The sequence below is a fragment of the Spirosoma sordidisoli genome (assembly GCF_004138325.1).
Taxonomy (GTDB): Bacteria; Bacteroidota; Bacteroidia; order Cytophagales; family Spirosomataceae; genus Spirosoma; species Spirosoma sordidisoli.
The window spans coordinates 284,662-302,451 of the sequence record NZ_SBLB01000005.1 but is presented as its reverse complement, the minus strand read 5'-3'; the positions used below and the strand labels follow the sequence as shown (position 1 = coordinate 302,451).

The window sequence follows — 17,790 nt, the reverse complement described above, 5'->3', positions numbered from 1 at the left end:
GTTGAGGTTAGGGAAAGTTATACCAATAGGTTTGACCGATGATCGACAAAAATCCGGGGTTTCCGGCTGTAACCGGTAAACAGGCGCTGATGCACATCGGCGGGCGAGTAGGTCTTCAGCGCAGGCGTAACCCGCAGCCGGGCCGTGAGCCGGTGCCGAATCTGCTCCACCAGCCAATCTGAGGGCTCGCGCAGGCCGAGGTTAACGGTTACTTCGTCCAGATCGAGCACGTTACTGTGTACTTCGATCTGGTAGTTTTCTACGGCGGGGAGCTCGTTCAGCACGTCGTAGATAGCCTGTGGGAACAACGTTGTTCCTTTTACTTTCAGCATCTGTTGTTTCCGGCCCGCAATAGGGCTGATGCGCGCCGTGGTGCGGCCACAGGCGCAGGGCTCGGTATGAAGCTGGCAGATATCGCCGGTTTTGAAACGTAGCAGCGGCATACCCTCTACCCCCAGCGTCGTAATGGTCAATTCGCCGTACTCGCCGGGACCGACGGGCTGGTTGTTGGCATCGAGCAGCTCGATGATCAGCAGTTCGGGGTGATGATGCCCCCCCTGCCCGTGTGTACATTCTGTAAAAGCCGCGCCCATTTCGGTAGAGGCATAGGTCGAGTAGAGCCGAACCTGCGGCCACCGGTCCTGAATCCGCCGACCGAGTGCATTCAGGCCGAACCCGGCCGTTCGGAGGTTTTCACCTACGCATACGATCTTTCGGATGCTGCTGGCGGCATAGTCGATGCCGTTAGCTTCGGCATAGTCGAGCATGGTTACCACAAAACTTGGTACGGCAATTAGTGCCGTGGGCTGTATTTGCGCAATGGTATCCCACTGCATACCGGGCAGGCCGCTACCCGTTCGGATTACCCCCGCGCCCAGCTTACGGATGCCCATAAAATAGGCCATACCAGCCATAAACCGTTTGTCGAGGGTGGTTGTCAGCTGGTACACATCGCTGCGGCTCCCATCGGCACAGGCCAACGACAACGCTTCGTTATAAGCCAGCCGCTTCAGATCCCGCTCGGTCAGGGCTACCGATACGGCACTACCCAGACTACCCGAGGTGTTCACGTAATCGACAATGCGCGAGCGGGGTACGCACAGAAAGTCGGCGTTGTGGAGTTGCAGGTCGGTCTTGGTCGTTACGGGCAGCTGCGTCAGATCGTTCAGCGTTCGTATAGCATCGATCGATAGGCCCTGCGTCCGAAACACGCGCTGGTAGTAAGGCGAATGGCGACGTACGTAACGCAGGAGCCGGACCAGCTGCTGCGCCTGCCACTGTCGGCTCTGATCGGGCGAGGCCGTTTCCAGATCCGGAAGAAATCGGTGCTTACTCATACAAAAGAGGGTTCTTCGTCAGCGATCACTACATCCATCAACGTTGGCCGGGCGTTCGTCACCAAAGCGGCTTCGATCCGGTCGGCGGCTGTGGTAGCGCCGTCGAGCTGGTTCATGGCCGATTGCCAGTGCAGGGCGCGCTCCCGGTAGGCAGGCTGCGTACAGACGGTCTGCATGGCTGCCAGAATCGTAGCGGTCGAAGCCCGCCGGTACGAGACCACCTCGCCCAGCCCGGCCCACTTGACCCGCGTAGCCGTACCGGGCTGATCGAGCGAGATCGGGATAGCCACCATCGGCACACCCGCCCGGATGCCGTCCAGCACCGTATTCAGACCCGCATGGGTAATCAGCAGATGAGACTGGCGGAGCAGGTCGCGCTGCGGAGCAAACTCCACCACCACCGGATTACCCGGCAGATCGGCAAATTCCGCCACATCGCCCCCCATACCGATCGGCATCACGGCCTGAAAACCCATCGCAGCACAGGCTTCGGCAATGGATCGCAGCAGCGCATATTTCCCGTTTACCAGCGTACCCATTGAGGCATAGACCAGCGGTCGGCCGTCGAGCCGCTCGTACGGAAACGCAATGGCCGTTTCGTGCGGGTGCGCAAACGGCCCGGCGTACAGAAACGAGTCGGGTAATGCCTGCCGGGGCAGGTCGAGGAACTGCGGCAGTTGCGCAATCTGGGCCAGGGGCGATACCGGATACAGGCACGTCATGGGGTCGTAGGGCGCCAGGCCCTGCTCCTGCCGGAACGTCTGGATACAGTCGATGACGGGGTTGAAGTCGCGCAGAATCCGCTTCATCATCATGCCGTACATCGACTCGCCATAGGCCGTAGGGTTGTATTCGAAGTCGACAAAGGTAGGCGGGATGGTTGGCTCCCAGTTGAAAGGCTCGGCCACGCAGATTGTCACGAAAGGCAGGCTCAGCGCTTCGGCAATGGACGCACCCAGCAGGTCGATCTGGTCGATAAGCAGACCGTCGAGCCCGGCCTGTGGCAGGCAGTCGAGCAGTTCAGGAGCCAGCGTGCGGGCGGTTTGTACGTTATGGTCGTTCCAGTGGAGCATGGCTTCCAGCCCGCTAAACCGGTTCATGGCCTGCTGAAACCGCTGCGACGACCCAACCGGAAAGGCGGCTTCGCCAATGGCCCGAAAGCCAACGCCTGCCCGTTCTACGCTTTTCTGCAGATCAGCGATGCCGAAGACCGTGAGCCGGTGATTTCGCTGCATAAGCGTGCGCGACAGGGCCAGAAACGGAAGCAGATGCCCCTGCGTGGGTGGAATAAGTATGCCGAAGTGTGCCATCGTCAGGAATACGATAAGGTGGAAAAAACAACCTGAAACTTGCCGGCCACGTGCTCGCCCGACTGAACGGTGGCCGCTACGCTGACCGTAGTTTCGTCGGTCCAGTCGGCGCGCAGGCTCACGATAATGTCAGGATCGGTGGGGGGCACGAGCCGTAAAAACTTCATTGAACCCGCCCGCAGCAGCCGTAGCGGCAGTTGCCAGCCCAGCATACCGATTTCTTTGACGAGCTGATAGAGACAAACGCCCGGCGTAATAGGCCTATCGGGGAAGTGACCGGCATAGATAGTGTGGTCGCGGTTGAAGCAGATGGTAGCCCGGAGCTGCTGCCGATCGCCGGTGCAGGTGCGGATGGTGTAGAACCCGGTCTGATGTAGAAAAGGCTGCATATTACGGCTGGCTGAGTTGCGCAACGATCAGGCTCTGGTGCAACTTCTCTTCCGGCATACCCGGCACGCCCTCTACCGTTACGTGGGTGTAGTTGTACTCGGCCAGCAGCTTCCGCCAGGCGCGGTTGGTCAGCACGGGCGCGTGCGGAATCCGCCACTCCGGATCGGTGAAGTTCCACCACTCGCGGGTAAAGCCAAACGTAACGGTATTGAAATCGAGCCGCTGGGTGAGATCGTTGACCACCACATGCCCGCCATCGCGCAGGAGTTGCGACGTGTGGGTAAGCGCCCCGGCCATGCTGGGCGTGGCATGAAGCACATTATTACAGATCACGATATCGACGCTGCCCGGCACGAACCCCTGCGCGTCGACCGGGCGGTTGATGTCGAGGGGTTTGTACTGCACGAACGGGTAGCGGGCGCCGAACTCCCGTTTGCCCACCCGCGTAAAACCGGCCGAAATATCGGTATACCAGTACGTCAGCGCATTGGGATTCAGACTTTCCAGCTCCTTGAAGATCAGGGCTGTAGTGCCACCCGTTCCGGCGCCTACTTCGAGCAGGGTAACGGAGCCGTAGAGCGCTAGTTTCTCTTCAACCAGTTCGCGCACCCGGCTGGCCACGCGCCCGTTCAGGTACTGCTGAATGGTGCCTTTATAGATAGCGGCTACCAGCGTCAGGTCGCCGTTGGGAAACATCACGTCGAGGTAGGTTCGCCGACCCGCGAGCATGTCGGGCATGGCTTCAAAACATATCGCTTCGAGCCGTACCGTCGCTTCGATGAACGCCCAGGCTGCCGCCGACATGTACAGGGTTTCCTGCTGATGATCGCGGTAGTTTCGAAGCTGCTGCTGCGTATCGGCGGTGTCGACCAGGGCGGTGGCCACGTACCGATCGGCGGTGCGGGTCAGGTACTGGCTCCGTTCGAGTATGTCGAGCAGGGCATCCAGCAGCCGGCTATGCTCCGGTGCCAGCCCGATAGCAGCTTTCAGCGCGTCGGGGGTATAGCCGTCGGTGGCGGCCCTGAAAAGGCCCATACGCTGGAACACAGCCAGCGTCATACCCGCCGTATAGGCGTTGAGCAGCGTTTCGGCCTGATAAAATTCGGTTTCCGACAGCTGCATTACGTCATCGAACGTAGCCGCATCGGCAAGGTACGCGTTAGGGTAAGAAGCGATCATGGCGGTTCCTGGTTTGGTTGACTATGCGTTTATAAGGTCTGAATCAGGCGGGTTCGAGCACGACGGTAAACTCGCAGCTGGCCAGCAGTCGCGCTTCGCTCCGGGTTTCGGCCCGGAGCGCGGTAAGGCTACCCAGGCGGGTAAGGGTATGAACGGTAGTGGTTACGACCTCGCCCGAGCGGGGCAGGCCGTGGATCGTAATATGCCGAAAACCAGCTACGTAGCCCATTTGTGGGGGCAGCTGATACTGCCGGGCCTGGTACCCCGCCTGCAGGGCCGATACCTGCGCCTGGTGCTCGAGCAGCCCTGGCTCCTGAAACAGACCGTCCTGTACCAGCACATGCCCCGCTTCGGGAATGGTAAAACTGGCTACGGCCTCGTCGTCGGTGCAGACATACAACGTATCGACCAGTACAAACGGGGGGCGGTGCGGAATGAACGTCATCACGGCCTCCGACCCGGCCACCAGCGGTTCGGTCATACCAGGATCAGCAGTCGGCAGCGGTGAGCAGTACGATTCCATAGTTAGCGTCCTGGTAATGATTGACAATCAGAATAGTTTTGGGGGGTGTCGGGTGCGGCCACGTTCCGGTTTCTTCAGGATAGGTACCGTTCAGGAACCGTACGGCCAGCCCGGTTGCAAAAGCCGTAGCCGTATGCGACTCGCCACACCAGGTTTTGAACGGCAGGCTCGGCACCGACGCCGGGAGCTGCCCAATCCAGGCGGCCAGTTTCCGGTCCCAGACCGGCTGACCACACAGGCCGCTCAGCACCAGATCGAGATCGGCCACGACCAGCCCGTGGTCGGCCAGCAGGGCGTTTACGGCCTGAGCCAGTGCCGTTTCGTCGGCAACGCTATGAACCAGCCGCAGATCCCGGACCACGGCCAGCGAGTCGGGTGTGGCGGTCGGACTGACCACAAAGAAGGTAGCTCCTTCGCCCGGAACGATACCGTCGGCAAAGTCGGCGTCGGGCTGCTGAAGATACCCCGCCCGGCGGAGCGATTCGAGGTATACCGGCGCTACCTCATCGACGCCCCCGACCAGCACACGGCCCAGTTCGGGGTCTTCGTCCAGCAGCAGGGCCGCATCGAGCAGCGCACTCTCAAAGGCCGTACCCCGGTGGGTATAGGTCATGTTATAGCCTTTGCACTGGAGTGACAGCGCAATCTGGCCCGAAATCGAGCTGTGCAGCGACTGTAGAAATAAGGTAGGCGACAGGCCCGACTCCTGCTGCTCAACAATGGCGCGCTGAAACCGCTCGGAACAGTCGAGACCGCCCACGCCCGTTCCGACCGTAACAGCCCCGAGCCCGTCTGTAACGCTGGCCTGGCGCAGCGCCTGCATGGCACTGTATACGCCCATCCGGCAGGCCTTGGACCACCGGCGCGACTCGCCCGGCGAGATAAACTGCTGATAGGCGGGTTCAACGGCCCTGAACAGGGCCGCCGTTGGGGTTGGCGTCCATTGAGCAGGCACCCCTGCCACACTTTCGATGTAAACGGGTTTCATGGCGACAGACAGTTAGTTGGCCGAGAAAATAAGCGATGAACAGAACCCTCCCATACCAGCCGCGTTGCTCATGACGTGCCGATGATGGCGGTCGGCCGATACGGTTCGGATAGGCGACAGACCGTGCTCCGGAATAGGCTCCTCGAAAAAAAGATTGGGGGGTAATAGGCCCTCGCGCAGACTCAGCAGGGCAATAACGGCTTCGATAGCCCCCGCTGCGGCCAGGGTATGCCCCGTAAAGCTTTTGGTAGAACTGAACGAAACCGCATCGCCGAAAACCCGCCGGATGGCCATGCCTTCCGTAATATCGTTGTTGCCGGTAGCGGTGCCGTGGGTGTTGAGGTAATCGATATCCGAGGGCTGTAGGCCAGCCTGGCTCATAGCCTGCCTCATGGCGCCCTGTAATCCTTCACCCTCGGGCGAGCTGGCCGACGGATGGTAGGCATCGTTGGTCACGCCGAAGCCACTCAGCCGCGCCAGCGGTGTTTTGCCCGCCCGACGAACACAGGCTTCCGACTCCAGCACCAGATACGCGGCTCCTTCGCCCAGGTTGATGCCCTGCCGACGCTGATCGAACGGGCGGCAGGGTTGCGAATCGAGCAGCATCAGCGAGTTGAACCCATTGATGGTCAGTCGGCTGAGCGAATCCGTGCCGCCTACGATTACCCGATCAACCAGTCCGCTCCGAATCCAGCGGCTTCCGACCACAATGGCGTTGGCCGATGAGGAGCAGGCCGTATTGATCGACGTAACGAGATCTGTGAAGCCAAAATAGCGGGCCAGGTAATCGGTACTTTCGGCTCCGTCGTTAGTATCGACAAACGAACCCGGATAGGTACCGGCCAGCACCTCGGCATGTACTTTTTCCGACTCGACAATGCCGCCTACGGTCGATGCCGAGATAAAGCCGGTCCGGATGCCATCGGCCGGGACGATACCCGCCTGATTAATGGCCTGCCGGGCGGCCAGCAGACCGAGCAGGGTGGTGCGGGTGGCCAGCGGCTGGGCCGGCACACCGGCCAGCGTACGCAGGGCGTTGTCGTCATGGGGTACTTCGCCCGCCACCACGTTGTTTTTCAGCCGGGTGTCGACCCAGCGGATTGGCCCCAGGCCGCTCCGCTGGGCAAGAATGCTGTTTATTGTTTCGGTCGTATCCATGCCGATTGCCGACACGATACCCATACCCGTTACATACATGTTCATGGGAGGGGGTTGCTAAAAAAGGGTGGTATCCATCCGAAACGAGCCGTCCTTGTGCTGCACGTGGTGCAGAAAACCAGTGCCGGTGTCAGGCGTAGCTACGTACGTTCGGTAGGCTGAGTCGAGGGCCAGGGGCGTCAGCACCCAGCGGGTTCCGGTATCCAGTACGGAGGCCATTGCGCCCCGGAGCCAGATATGCGGATAAGCGGCCATACCGCGTCCGTCGGCTTTGGCAACGGCTTCTTTCTGCGCCCACAGGTCGGTAAACGACGTGGGGTCCTGGCAAAGGCGGGTCCATTCGTGCGGCTGAAACAGCGTCTGGTACGCTGGCTTGAGCCGGGTCGGGTGGGCCTGCCCCTGCGTGTCGACCCCTACCCGACCGTTCTGGTGCAGGGCGCAGACAACGCAGTTATCCGAATGAGACAGGTTGAAATCGTAGGCTGAGTAGTTCAGTAGCGGGCGCCCCCAGTAGTCGGTGGTGAGCGCCTGCCAGACCGGTTGAGGCCAGTGGGCGGTAGCCAGTTGCAGCAGCCGGTAGCCCCAGAAACTGGCCAGGGCCGCCCGGGCTGTTCGATGCCGGTGTACTTTCTGCTGTAACCACGCCGGAAACGTACGCAATGAAGGCTCGTGAGCCGCCAGTGTGTCCGTTTCCTCCAGGCGGGTCCAGTAAACATGAAGCATGGCTCAGCGCTCAGGCAACAGCCTCTTCGGTCACGGCAGCAACGGCGGCCGGTGCATGCTCGACCAGGAATTCGGCCAGGGCGCGTACCGACTCAAAGGCCCCTTTCATCTCGTCGGGCGTCACTTTTAGCTGGTAGTGCTGCTCAACGAGCGATACCAGTTCCAGCGCATCGATCGAGTCCAGGCCCAGGCCCGACCCGAACAGGGGTGCATCGGCTTCGATCGACTCGGGCGTTACGCCGTCGAGGTTCAGCTGATCAATGATTTGTGTCTTGAGGGTTTCGATTAGCGTTTCCATGTTGCTAGTTATAAAAGGATTAACGGATGAATTATGTGCGTTGCTTATTGAATGAGTTAAAGCTACGGGCCAAAACGGGCGGCTGCTACTTTATTATACAAGCCCCGGTTTGCCCGATACGAATCGGCTGATGCGCCGTTTAGGCAAGGATCGCTTCCTGACTAAACCACGGTTGCCAGGCGCTATATGCAGCCGGATTCTGGTAGAGAATCTGGAGCGACACGTCAGAAAATGGCATACCGGCTGTGTCATTCGGCTGCGCGTTGACCTGACACAGAAATACCTCGTACTGGTCGGCGTTGACTTCTATCCAGCCCGTCAGACACTGGCGGCAGTCGCCACTGGTCAGCAGGCTGTTTACCATCAGCGCAGCATGGTGGGGTTGCCAGGCTGGGGTCAGAAAGACGCCGTTCTCGCCCATCAGCTGATGCCGGATACAGAGTTCACCCACCACGATATTGGGCAGGGTGTACACGAAAATGGCGGGACTGACGGGGCGGTTGTCGTGCAGAATCTGCTGATGGCTCCAGTCGGCGAGCAGGCTACCGGTTCGGCTGTAGAGCACCACGCCCCGCTGGTCGGGCCTTACCCCTTCGGGAGCCGGTTGGGTCATCAGTTCGGCCGCCAGCCAGCCGAGCTTACTGAGCGGGTCCATCTTGAAAAATTTCGGATACGCCAGTGACAGCGTCCGGTAGGCCCGTTCAGCAAACAAAGCAGGGCCGGGTTGGGCCAGATCGGTTTCGTGGTAAAGCTGGCCATTTACCCAGATCATGCCGTTGCGGATGGTACAGGTAGCCGTAATGGTCGCATTCATGACGTTAGTTGGTTTTTTCGTACCAGACAGCGGCATTACAGCCACCAAACCCGGACGATGTTTTCAGGCAGGTTTGTAGCGGGCGGGTTTCGGGGCGCTCCACTACGCGCAGCGGATAGGTCGTGCCGGGCGTAGCGTACTGATGCGAGGCCAGCAGCTGATTTCGGCGCAGCGACTCGATGGCCAGTACCGACTCCAGCACGCCGGCGGCTCCGAGCGTATGCCCAAGCTGCCCTTTCAGGCTGTAAACGGGGCAGTCGAGCAGGTTAGCGCGGTTCAGCGCCTGGGCTTCCATTTCGTCGTTGTAGACTGTAGCGGTGCCGTGCAGGCTGATAAAGTCAGGCGTTCGACCAGCCCGTACCCGTTCAATGGCCCGGAACAGGCCTTCGCCCGTACGCGACGGGGCCGAAATATGGTGGGCATCGTTGGTGACAACACCGCCCCTCAGCTCGACCCCGACCGATAGCCGGTCGTCGGCGCTGAGCACCAGCACAGCAGCGGCTTCGCCCAGATTGATACCGCGCCGGGCCGCATCGAACGGACGGCAGGGTTCGGCACTTACGGCGTTGAAGCCCTGAAAGCCCGCCCGTGTGAAATCCGAAACTACATCGGCCCCAATCACGATTACATGCCGAAAAAGTCCCTGCCCGATCAGCCGGCGCGCCACTACGATACCGTGCAGGCTGGAGATGCAGGCGTTGGAGAGCACCATCGGTTCGTTGCAGAGCCCCCAGGCCGACGCCCAGCTTTGGGCCAGTCGGGCCATGTACTCCTGCTGCCCCGGCGGCTCGGCAGCAACGGCCTCGGCCAGGGCCGGAATATTGCCCTTCGCCGAACAGACAATCAGGAGCGTATCGGCCTGCTGCCAGCTCAGTGTCGTGTCGTGCAGGGCCGCGTGGAGGGCTACAAGCCCCATCTGTTCCAGTTTGGTGGCGGGCGTGCCGCGAGTCAGAAGCCGATCTGAACAGGCCCGTGCCAGCAGCGACCCGTCGACTTCGGCCGTACAGACGGGCCCAGCCGATGAAGCCGGCTGCCGGACCCGCAGCCCCGTTTGTCCGGCTATCAGGGCCTCGAACGTGGTGGGGGTATCGAAGCCCAGGGGGCTGGCTACCCCGCTGGCAACAACATAGGTACGGTTCATGATGATGCGGGAGTCCAGCGTTGTTTCCAGGCCATCAGAAACGGCGGTGGAGCGTATTGAAGCGCGCGATACTCTTTATCGAGCAGGACCTGAACGGTGCGTCCTTTGCAGACGAGCTCGCGGGTGTCGGCCCGGAGCAGGCGATAGGTGAAGATCAGCTTGGGGGCCGACGTCTCAACGAAGGTTGTCTCGACCAGGATCTGATCACCATACCGCAGGGATTTCCGATAGTCGAGCGATACCTCGATGATGGGGCCCAGATACCCTTCGGCTTCGAGCCGGTGGTAATCGAGGCCATAGTGTCGGCCGAAGGCTTCGCGCCCTTCTTCGAAGTAACCTACGTAATGCCCGTGCCAGACGATCTGGTACGAGTCTACTTCATGGAAGCGAACGGTAAGTGGGTGTAGCAGTTGCAGTGCATGTTTCATGGCCGGTAGAGCCAGCAGGCCCGGGTTAGGTGTAGAGACCGCCGTTGATCGAAATTACCTGACCGGTCAGGTACGAACACTCGCGCGAGGACAGGAAAGCCGTCAGGGCGGCCACTTCTTCGGGTTCGCCAAACCGACGCATCGGAATCTGCATCTTGTGGTGATCTTCGCTGATATCGGCAATCATTTCGGTCCGGATGAAGCCCGGCGCAATGGCGTTGACAGCAATATTCTTGATAGCCACCTCCTGCGCCAGCGCCTTGGTAGCGCCAATAACGGCCGCTTTGGAAGCGGAATAGTGGGTTTGTCCCGGTGCCCCTTTGATACCCGACAGCGACACCACGTTGACGATACGGCCGTAGCGCTTGCGAATCATGCGCGGCAGCACCTGCCGGGTCACGTAAAAAAAGCCACCCACGTTGGTGTCGATCACCTTATCCCACTCGGCCCGTTCGATCAGGGCCATGAGCCGGTCGCGCCGTAGGCCGGCATTGTTGACCAGCACTTCGAGAGCCGCGTCGGGATGCGCCGACAGCCAGCCCGAGATGGCCTCGGTCACTTCGTTTTCTTTCGATACATCGAACTGGAGCAATTCGGCCTGCCCTCCTGCTTCGTACACGGCTTCGAGTACAGACTCGGCGGCCTCTTTGTTGGTGCAGTAATTGATCAGCACCGCGTAACCACGCTCGGCCAGGCTCAGGCATACGGCACGGCCAATGCCGCGCGAACCACCCGTCACGAGGGCGTATTTGGTAGGAGTTTCCATAAGTATACGGTTAAAAAAAGCGGTTGGCAAACGGGCTTAGGCAACGTGTTTGTCGAACTCAGCCTCTTCGTAGGGGGCGGGCTGGTTGAACGGCACGGCCTCGAACCGCAGCTGGCGGGTGCGTACGTGCTGCACCACGAGATTCAGTTTTTCGTGCATGATATCGTCGGCCGAGAAGGTCGGAACGAGGGCCCGCAGTTCGGTATAGACGGCACGGAGCGGAGGGGTGAGCTGGTCCGCCAGCTGGAGGTAGTCAACGGCCTGTACGAGGGTGAGCAGGTGTACGGCCATGACGTGGTAGGTATTCTCGATCACCTTGGCCGTCAGCAGGGCTGCGTTGGTACCCATACTCACAATATCCTGATTGTCGTTGTTGTTCGGAATGCTGTGGGCATACATCGGGAACGACAGCGTCTGGCTCTCGGCCGTAGTCGAGGTAGCTACAAACTGTGCGCCCTGCATACCGAGGTTCAGCCCCAGCGTACCCAGATTCACGAACGGGGGCAGAATCTGGTTGAGTTTGTCGTTTAGCAGGAAGTTGAGCTGGCGTTCGGTCAGCATCGACAGGCGGGTGGTTGCAATCTTGAGCTTGTCCATAGCCAGCGAGACATAATCACCGTGGAAGTTGCCGCCGTGAAAAACGTTCTGCCGCTGGGCGTCGATGATGGGGTTGTCGTTGACCGAGTTGAACTCGTTCATCACGACCTTGAGGGTTTCGCTGATGGTATCGTAAACGGGCCCGAGAATCTGCGGAACGCAGCGGATGGAGTAGTACTCCTGCACCTTATCGGTCAGCACCGTTTCGGTTACCTTGTGGTCGTAGAGGTGTTCGTCGCGTTTGCGGGTCAGGCGACTGACGCGGAGCAGTTGCCGCATCTTGGCGGCTACGTACCGCTGGCCGTAGTGTTGTTTTACGGCGTTGAGTTCTTCGGAATAGTGGTCGTCGTAGGAACGGACCAGCTCCACCACGAATGACGACGCCACGATACTCCAGTTGAGCAGGTTCTGGGCGTGCAGCACGTTAACCAGTCCGATGCCGGTCATACACGAGGTCCCGTTGATCAGCGCCAGGCCTTCGCGCAGATGGATGGTCAGCGGCTGTAGGCCGTGCTGCGCCATAACCAGCTCGGTAGGTTTCCATTCGCCGTCGTGCTTTACGCGGCCTTCACCGATCAGGCAAAGGGCCAGGTGAGCCAGCTGTACCAGATCGCCACTGGCGCCTACGCTGCCGTGTTCGTAAACGGCAGGCGAAATATCGTTGTTGATAAAGGCCAGCAATAGCTCTACCGTTTCGGGATGAACGCCCGAGTAGCCTTTCAGCAGGCTGCTGAGCCGGGCCAGCATCAGGGCTTTAGTGTAGATCGGGTCGAGCGGTTTGCCCAGGCCCGACGCGTGGCTGCGGATCAGGTTGTACTGCAACTGCAACTGATCTTCGTCGCTGATGCGGTACTGAGCCATGGGCCCAAACCCAGTATTAATACCGTAAATGAGTTTATCCTGCGTGAAGCTTGTCAGGAATCGATAACTGTCGCGCACCCGCTGCAGGGCCTGGTCGTCGAGTGCGACGGTATCATGTTGGAAGAGAATACGGCGAAGTTGCGCCAGCGTGGTGTGTCCTGATCCGAGTACGGTTGCCATGGGAAGTAGTATAACGAGTGAAACCTGCCTACCTATTCGTAGGATGCTTCAAAGGTGTTGTCCCAGAGCGGCTAAACGAAAAAAATTATACAGGAGTCAGCATGGCCTATACCAAGCCGGTGTTTGGCGCAACCAGCCGATGGGCTGTCGGGTCAGACCAGCAGCTGGCACGCAGGCGAACTGGCCGGAAAGCGGAACAAACCGGTCTCCGGGTCGGCTACCAGCTCGTGGGGCATGAACAGGCAGTAGCGCAGTTCGGAGTCGCGCAGTCCCGCAACGCGGTCGGGCGAAGCCAGCCACAGCTCCCGGAAATCGGCCCGGCTCACGACCGCATCGATCCGGTCGGTCAGCACCGACCCGAACGACCGCCGGTGCTGCAGGCAGTTTTTGATCTCGCCCGCCTGGCTGATGCATACCCGCCGGTTGTAGTACGGGTTGAACTGCTGGGCCTCGGTAAAGTAGCCGACGTTGACAATATGCCGCCGTCTGGTTGCACTGGCCCGGTAACTGGCCGACCGGATGTCGTCCTGAATGAACTGAATATGGGCTGGATGGGTGCGGCTCTTGCCGGCGTAAGGCGCGTTGTAAACGAGCATGAACTCGATCTTGGGACAGGCTTCGTAGAGCCGATGAACCCACTGCGGAGGTTGCCCCAGCGCGGTCTGGTAATCGATCAGCAACGAGACCGACCGGAAGCCCCGGCCCTGGTTGGCCTCCATGAGGGCTTCCAGCTGACGGGCCGTTCCGCGACCCGTTTGCAGCCGGTATTCGACATGGCGACACTGGAGTCCGTCGAGCTGGTCAAGCACCGCTACGGGGTCATATTGGTCAAAATCGAGATCGAGTACCGCCGTCTGGATGTGGTGGGGCGTATCCCACTGGAGCGAGAGGGGCGGAAAAAGCGTCGGCTCGTCGGTATAAAAACCCAGGTCGTTGCGGAGCAGGAAGTTGAGGTAAGCGTCGAACAGCTCGGGGCGCGTAGGGGCAAACTGTTGCCTGACCGTCTCGACGGGTGCCGTTCGCATGGCCTCGATCAGATCGGTCAGCACCAGCGGAATACACAGGATATGCCCGGCCTGGAGGTTGTAGAGGGCGGCCCGTTCTTTACCCCGAACGGGTATGTTATGAGCGTAGAGAAGAAAGTAGTTCGGGTTCATGCGTCCGGTTGTTTACGACAGGTGACAGATCAGCGGCAGTAACGGCGTCTATATATCCGGCGCGTCGTCGGGAAGGGGCGCCAGCGGGGGCGGCAGAAAATCGGGATACACCCAGTCCGACACCGGTTTGTACAGACCCTGGGTGATGAAATCGCGTGAGTAGTGGGCCGTACTGGTACTAAAGCGCTGCCCGATAAAATGTTCGCCAAAGGTGCTGGTTTCCAGCCGCGTCATGTAGCGGTAGTTGATGGGCAGGCGGTCGAGCAGTTCGGGCTCGAAGAGGGTAGATACGTCAAGAACATGCATGGGCCGTTTGGTTTTGGAGCCAGGTTGCAATGACCCGATCCAGTTTGTAGTTGGTCTTCTCCGACTCGGCCATGTACTGCCCCACCGGATTGACTTCCAGAAAAACATACGCGCCTGTATCGCTGCGGATAAAGTCGAGACTGCCCGTGTTGAGCCCCGATGCCCGCATAAATGCATCCACAGCCCAGTTTACCGAATCGGGCAGCCGGTAGGGTACGTAATGCGTACTGCTGGCGGTACTGTCGAGCTTGCGGTCCACGTTTTTGTCGGCGGTGCTGTTCAGGATAGCGGTTGTGTAGCAGTTACCATCGAGGTAAAACACGCGCAACTCGTAACGAGCCGGTACACGCTCCTGAAACAGCGACGGAAAGAACCGCTCGGGCAGCTCGTTCAGCGACCCGGCCGTAATGAGGTTGGTAAACACGACGTACGTATCGCCCTCGTGGAGGTAATAGCTACGGCCGTCGGAGAGGGGCTTACTGATCAGACCGGTTGGCGTATCGGCCAGGAAATGAGCCACATCGGCGCGGGCGGTCAGCACTTTGGAGCGCGGCACTGCCAGCCCGTGAGCGCGGGCCTGCTGCAACATGGTCAGCTTGCTGACGCCGATCCGATCGAAGGGCGTGAGCCAGGTCTTGTCCCGGAAAATAGCCGACAGACAGTGCAGCAGCTCGCGGATCTCCAGCTCCAGCTCAGACCGGAGCTGCGGGTGGCTACCGCCTTCTATCTGACGACTGACCCGATGCAGGTCAATGATGAACCGCCGGTGCCAGATCACCTCCACATCGTTCCTGACGCTGCGCCCATTGATGAACACATCCTGGTTGTCGACATCGACGGTGTAGCTGACCCGCTGATCGACCAGATCCTGCAAGGTTACTTTCACGAACGGAATCCGGTTGTAGAGCAGCCAGTTCAGGACGGGGTCTGTGCCGGGTTCAAATTTTTGCTGACTTAGGACCAGGATCATGAGTCGGAAGGGTTAGGCAGCCCGCAATACGGACCGCTGGAGCAGATCGTTGAACAACGCAGGCGACAACTGCGACTGAAGGGCAACTCCTTTCGGACTCAGCTGCCCAAGTACCTGCGCCAGCGTAGCCGAGATGGGGAAGTAGCCCCGGGTTTGCCGGTCGAACAGGAACGGCGTGGTCTGCACCTGGATGAGGTCATAACGCTCTCGGTTGAAGAGGTAGTGGGTAGCCTCGACCGGCGCCGGTATGGGAGCGCCCCCGCGTTGCAGTTCCGACGCCATGTATTTGCCAATCAGGTTCCAGAACTCCCACTGCTCGGGGGTTTTGCGCAGGTGGCGCTCAAACAGGGCGTAGCAGCGTTGCAGCACCGACTGGGCGTAGACATCGCGACTCAGCTGCCGGTCGGGGTAGATCGGCGCGTCGACCACCATCCGGATGTCGTCGGGTCCCTGGCGGTAGGTGATGAGCGGAATAATGGGCGTATTGGTCAGGTACGACAGCAGCGGTACTCCTTTCTTGCAGAAGAACGTATCGTTCAGTAGCGGCACCGGTACGAAGCTGCGCGGGTCAATCTCTTTCACCACGCCCAGGTTACCGTCCACAAAGGCCATGACGCTGCGACCGGCTTCGAGGTTACTCATCATCTCGACCATTACGCTGGTAGACCCCGAGTGCATAATGTCGAGTCCTTCGGTCGTGTCCTGGTGAATCATGGAGTTGCTGATGCCCTCAATAGTCAGCACCGAGGCCGTAAAACCCAGTCGGTTAAGCTGGTAGCCGATCAGCGGAAACGGACCAAAGTGAAAGGTGCAGAACACAAACGGGCCGGGCTGTTGCAGAAAACCGAGGTCGCCACTCACCGTAAACCGATCCAGCAGCAGGCTGATATCGGTCTTGAAGTCGAGGTAAAGATTAACGCGCTGGTTGTGCAGCAGATTCTTGTAGAACGTCAGCTCGTCCTGCTCGTGTTCGGGCAGAAACCGGCGTTTGTTGGCTACGAAGGCAAAGAAGTCTTTCAGCTGGGCGGGTGTCTTCGTGACCTGGCTGAACTCCTGGTCGATACCCTGCCGGATGCCGTTCCAGTAGTTGAGATAATCTGCCGACGATGTGATGGAGGTAGTCGTAGGAGTCATGGCGTTGTCGAAGAAAAAGGAGTGGTGGATTGATCAGGCCGTCCGGTACCCGCGAATGGTGATCAGCATCATGCGTGCAGCCAGCCCAATGACCAGCCCGTAGAGCAGCGTAAGTCGGACAATGGTCCAGACGGTTTCGTAATAGGCCCCGCCGGTCAGCGTTGGCACCTGCTCAATCAGGCTCAGGATGCGGTCGTAGCGGTCCAGGGTCAGCCGGTAAAGGCCCAGCGGCAGCAGCAGCAGCAGCAGCCAGTAGATGCTGGTATAGATGACCAGGGTCCGGCGCTGGGTAGGCGAGGTAACGCCCTGGGGCCAGAGGTTGCCCTTGCGCTGCACGAACTGGTAGGCTCGCCGGGGTAGCTCGTAGGCACTCCTGGACAGGTTGGGCACGTCGAACAGGTCGCTGACGATCCAGTAGCCGTCGTTCCGCAGGTATGGGTTCAGCGAGTAGAGCGCAATAAAGGTATTGGTCAGGAAGAACGAGTGAACCACGTGCTGTACCGTGGCGTGGTCGGTAGACAGGCTTATGCCGATCAGCCCGGCGTTAATGAGCAGTTGTACGTAAATACCGCTGAGGTTGACCAGCACCCGGCGCGTTCGCTTTAGAATCCAGATGCGGGTCACGTCGGTGTAGAGAACCGGAAAGATCAGGTAAAAGCCAAAGCCTACTTCTTTAGGCCGGATGCCGTAGCGAAGGGCGGCAGCCGCGTGACCAATCTCGTGCAGGAAGCTGATCAGCCCCAGAAACACGTAGCTCGCCAGCACCAGCACAAACCCGTCGGTCCAGCCGACCTTATCCTGAAACAGCCCGTTCTGCAGCAGATCGATGCCGTAACGGACGGTCAGGTAGCCGCAGCCCAGAAACAGGGCCAGAAACACGTAGCGCGTAAACAGAAGCCGAAGGGGCGACGCCAGCCGGGCCAGCTGGGTTTCGCTGAGCAGCCGGATGCGGCTCTGAATGTATTTCTGCCCCGGATTGGCCGCGGCCGGAGCAGTAATCTGCGCCAGGGTGTCGGTCAGTGCTTTTTCGATGGCTTCCTGCGACAGACCACTGGCGCCAAACGCGGCCAGTTGCTCCCGAACAGAAGCGGGCGAATGCCCTTGCTGGCTCAGTTTAAGGATGTAGAACAACGGGCGACCCACATGGAACGATCGCTCGGGAGTTTGTACGACGAATTTATCGCCGGTTTCCGCCAGAATAACCGAGCGGAGAATGTCTTGGGGAGATGAGTTCATAGCAGGGCCGGGATAACAAGGATAGCCAACGCATTCAGGAAGCAACTAACTCAACAGGCGGGGTACGGACCCGGTGGCCCATACCCCGCTGTTTACCGGGTAGCTTATTCAGCCGACAGTTCAACGCCAGCGTCGAGTACGCAGCTGGTGTAAGCGGCTTCGGCAGCCAGCTCAACCGTTTCCAGCCGCTCTTCAAGCGCAACAACGTACAGACCTTCGGTTAACGACTGCTCGGGAGTTTGATTCGTATTCATGGATTGGTTTGAGATAAACAGGTGAGAATGAAAGAGAAGA

At 59.7% G+C, this 17,790-nt stretch carries 20 protein-coding genes; all 20 read right to left on the bottom strand.

Features of this window, described 5'->3' with window-relative positions:
* Positions 1 to 17: 17 nt before the first annotated feature.
* Positions 18 to 1,337 (bottom strand): phenylacetate--CoA ligase family protein, encoded by a 1,320-nt coding sequence (locus tag EQG79_RS19085; protein ID WP_077919547.1) that lies wholly within the window; start codon positions 1,335 to 1,337, stop codon positions 18 to 20.
* Positions 1,334 to 2,647, bottom strand: a complete 1,314-nt coding sequence (locus tag EQG79_RS19080) for a glycosyltransferase (RefSeq protein WP_129603240.1) — start codon at positions 2,645 to 2,647, stop codon at positions 1,334 to 1,336. Before EQG79_RS19080 ends, EQG79_RS19085 begins: the two co-directional genes overlap by 4 nt.
* Positions 2,648 to 2,649: 2 nt before the next feature.
* Positions 2,650 to 3,036, bottom strand: coding sequence for a hypothetical protein (locus tag EQG79_RS19075; RefSeq protein ID WP_129603238.1), 387 nt, complete (start codon positions 3,034 to 3,036; stop codon positions 2,650 to 2,652).
* A 1-nt stretch (position 3,037) separates the two neighbouring features.
* Positions 3,038 to 4,216 (bottom strand): class I SAM-dependent methyltransferase, encoded by a 1,179-nt coding sequence (locus EQG79_RS19070; protein ID WP_077919550.1) that lies wholly within the window; start codon positions 4,214 to 4,216, stop codon positions 3,038 to 3,040.
* A gap of 43 nt (positions 4,217 to 4,259) precedes the next feature.
* A complete protein-coding gene (locus tag EQG79_RS19065; protein WP_161492696.1) occupies positions 4,260 to 4,697 on the bottom strand; it encodes a hypothetical protein in 438 nt (145 codons plus the stop codon).
* A 7-nt stretch (positions 4,698 to 4,704) separates the two neighbouring features.
* Entirely contained in the window at positions 4,705 to 5,727 is a 1,023-nt protein-coding gene (locus EQG79_RS19060) for a beta-ketoacyl synthase N-terminal-like domain-containing protein (protein ID WP_129603236.1), read from the bottom strand.
* Positions 5,728 to 5,739: 12 nt separating this feature from the next.
* Entirely contained in the window at positions 5,740 to 6,930 is a 1,191-nt protein-coding gene (locus EQG79_RS19055) for a beta-ketoacyl-[acyl-carrier-protein] synthase family protein (protein WP_129603234.1), read from the bottom strand.
* 12 nt (positions 6,931 to 6,942) lie between these two features.
* Positions 6,943 to 7,608, bottom strand: coding sequence for a 4'-phosphopantetheinyl transferase family protein (locus EQG79_RS19050; RefSeq protein ID WP_129603232.1), 666 nt, complete (start codon positions 7,606 to 7,608; stop codon positions 6,943 to 6,945).
* Between the two features lie 10 nt (positions 7,609 to 7,618).
* The gene (locus tag EQG79_RS19045; protein WP_077919555.1) at positions 7,619 to 7,906 is read right to left on the bottom strand and encodes a phosphopantetheine-binding protein; all 288 of its coding nucleotides are present in this window, start codon (positions 7,904 to 7,906) and stop codon (positions 7,619 to 7,621) included.
* Between the two features lie 139 nt (positions 7,907 to 8,045).
* Positions 8,046 to 8,720 carry a beta-ketoacyl-[acyl-carrier-protein] synthase family protein gene (locus EQG79_RS19040; RefSeq protein WP_129603230.1) on the bottom strand — a complete coding sequence of 225 codons (675 nt, stop codon included), beginning with the start codon at positions 8,718 to 8,720 and terminating at the stop codon, positions 8,046 to 8,048.
* A gap of 4 nt (positions 8,721 to 8,724) precedes the next feature.
* Positions 8,725 to 9,861 (bottom strand): beta-ketoacyl synthase N-terminal-like domain-containing protein, encoded by a 1,137-nt coding sequence (locus EQG79_RS19035; RefSeq protein WP_129603228.1) that lies wholly within the window; start codon positions 9,859 to 9,861, stop codon positions 8,725 to 8,727.
* The gene (locus EQG79_RS19030) at positions 9,858 to 10,289 is read right to left on the bottom strand and encodes an acyl-CoA thioesterase (RefSeq protein WP_077919558.1); all 432 of its coding nucleotides are present in this window, start codon (positions 10,287 to 10,289) and stop codon (positions 9,858 to 9,860) included. The genes EQG79_RS19035 and EQG79_RS19030 overlap by 4 nt, the downstream gene beginning before the upstream one ends.
* Before the next feature lie 25 nt (positions 10,290 to 10,314).
* Positions 10,315 to 11,055, bottom strand: coding sequence for a 3-oxoacyl-ACP reductase FabG (fabG, locus tag EQG79_RS19025; RefSeq protein ID WP_077919559.1), 741 nt, complete (start codon positions 11,053 to 11,055; stop codon positions 10,315 to 10,317).
* A 36-nt stretch (positions 11,056 to 11,091) separates the two neighbouring features.
* The gene (locus tag EQG79_RS19020) at positions 11,092 to 12,693 is read right to left on the bottom strand and encodes an HAL/PAL/TAL family ammonia-lyase (protein WP_077919560.1); all 1,602 of its coding nucleotides are present in this window, start codon (positions 12,691 to 12,693) and stop codon (positions 11,092 to 11,094) included.
* A gap of 152 nt (positions 12,694 to 12,845) precedes the next feature.
* A complete protein-coding gene (locus EQG79_RS19015) occupies positions 12,846 to 13,850 on the bottom strand; it encodes a hypothetical protein (protein WP_129603226.1) in 1,005 nt (334 codons plus the stop codon).
* A 48-nt stretch (positions 13,851 to 13,898) separates the two neighbouring features.
* Positions 13,899 to 14,156, bottom strand: a complete 258-nt coding sequence (locus EQG79_RS19010; RefSeq protein ID WP_077919562.1) for a hypothetical protein — start codon at positions 14,154 to 14,156, stop codon at positions 13,899 to 13,901.
* Positions 14,143 to 15,126, bottom strand: a complete 984-nt coding sequence (locus EQG79_RS19005) for an ATP-grasp domain-containing protein (protein ID WP_077919563.1) — start codon at positions 15,124 to 15,126, stop codon at positions 14,143 to 14,145. The genes EQG79_RS19010 and EQG79_RS19005 overlap by 14 nt, the downstream gene beginning before the upstream one ends.
* 12 nt (positions 15,127 to 15,138) lie before the next feature.
* A complete protein-coding gene (locus tag EQG79_RS19000; RefSeq protein ID WP_129603224.1) occupies positions 15,139 to 16,260 on the bottom strand; it encodes a lysophospholipid acyltransferase family protein in 1,122 nt (373 codons plus the stop codon).
* 33 nt (positions 16,261 to 16,293) lie between these two features.
* Positions 16,294 to 17,496, bottom strand: coding sequence for a hypothetical protein (locus EQG79_RS18995; protein WP_129603222.1), 1,203 nt, complete (start codon positions 17,494 to 17,496; stop codon positions 16,294 to 16,296).
* Positions 17,497 to 17,600: 104 nt separating this feature from the next.
* Positions 17,601 to 17,750, bottom strand: coding sequence for a hypothetical protein (locus EQG79_RS31095; protein WP_161492697.1), 150 nt, complete (start codon positions 17,748 to 17,750; stop codon positions 17,601 to 17,603).
* Positions 17,751 to 17,790: the final 40 nt, after the last annotated feature.

What these genes read in the sequence shown, in the direction of transcription:
- EQG79_RS31095 (WP_161492697.1), bottom strand. Translation starts at nt 17,750, where the DNA reads ATGAATACGAATCAAACTCCCGAGCAGTCGTTAACCGAAGGTCTGTAC.
- EQG79_RS19010 (WP_077919562.1), bottom strand. Translation starts at nt 14,156, where the DNA reads ATGCATGTTCTTGACGTATCTACCCTCTTCGAGCCCGAACTGCTCGAC.
- fabG (WP_077919559.1), bottom strand. Translation starts at nt 11,055, where the DNA reads ATGGAAACTCCTACCAAATACGCCCTCGTGACGGGTGGTTCGCGCGGC.
- EQG79_RS19055 (WP_129603234.1), bottom strand. Translation starts at nt 6,930, where the DNA reads ATGAACATGTATGTAACGGGTATGGGTATCGTGTCGGCAATCGGCATG.
- EQG79_RS19005 (WP_077919563.1), bottom strand. Translation starts at nt 15,126, where the DNA reads ATGATCCTGGTCCTAAGTCAGCAAAAATTTGAACCCGGCACAGACCCC.
- EQG79_RS19000 (WP_129603224.1), bottom strand. Translation starts at nt 16,260, where the DNA reads ATGACTCCTACGACTACCTCCATCACATCGTCGGCAGATTATCTCAAC.
- EQG79_RS19075 (WP_129603238.1), bottom strand. Translation starts at nt 3,036, where the DNA reads ATGCAGCCTTTTCTACATCAGACCGGGTTCTACACCATCCGCACCTGC.
- EQG79_RS18995 (WP_129603222.1), bottom strand. Translation starts at nt 17,496, where the DNA reads ATGAACTCATCTCCCCAAGACATTCTCCGCTCGGTTATTCTGGCGGAA.
- EQG79_RS19020 (WP_077919560.1), bottom strand. Translation starts at nt 12,693, where the DNA reads ATGGCAACCGTACTCGGATCAGGACACACCACGCTGGCGCAACTTCGC.
- EQG79_RS19015 (WP_129603226.1), bottom strand. Translation starts at nt 13,850, where the DNA reads ATGAACCCGAACTACTTTCTTCTCTACGCTCATAACATACCCGTTCGG.
- EQG79_RS19065 (WP_161492696.1), bottom strand. Translation starts at nt 4,697, where the DNA reads ATGACCGAACCGCTGGTGGCCGGGTCGGAGGCCGTGATGACGTTCATT.
- EQG79_RS19030 (WP_077919558.1), bottom strand. Translation starts at nt 10,289, where the DNA reads ATGAAACATGCACTGCAACTGCTACACCCACTTACCGTTCGCTTCCAT.
- EQG79_RS19085 (WP_077919547.1), bottom strand. Translation starts at nt 1,337, where the DNA reads ATGAGTAAGCACCGATTTCTTCCGGATCTGGAAACGGCCTCGCCCGAT.
- EQG79_RS19045 (WP_077919555.1), bottom strand. Translation starts at nt 7,906, where the DNA reads ATGGAAACGCTAATCGAAACCCTCAAGACACAAATCATTGATCAGCTG.
- EQG79_RS19060 (WP_129603236.1), bottom strand. Translation starts at nt 5,727, where the DNA reads ATGAAACCCGTTTACATCGAAAGTGTGGCAGGGGTGCCTGCTCAATGG.
- EQG79_RS19050 (WP_129603232.1), bottom strand. Translation starts at nt 7,608, where the DNA reads ATGCTTCATGTTTACTGGACCCGCCTGGAGGAAACGGACACACTGGCG.
- EQG79_RS19070 (WP_077919550.1), bottom strand. Translation starts at nt 4,216, where the DNA reads ATGATCGCTTCTTACCCTAACGCGTACCTTGCCGATGCGGCTACGTTC.
- EQG79_RS19040 (WP_129603230.1), bottom strand. Translation starts at nt 8,720, where the DNA reads ATGAATGCGACCATTACGGCTACCTGTACCATCCGCAACGGCATGATC.
- EQG79_RS19035 (WP_129603228.1), bottom strand. Translation starts at nt 9,861, where the DNA reads ATGAACCGTACCTATGTTGTTGCCAGCGGGGTAGCCAGCCCCCTGGGC.
- EQG79_RS19080 (WP_129603240.1), bottom strand. Translation starts at nt 2,647, where the DNA reads ATGGCACACTTCGGCATACTTATTCCACCCACGCAGGGGCATCTGCTT.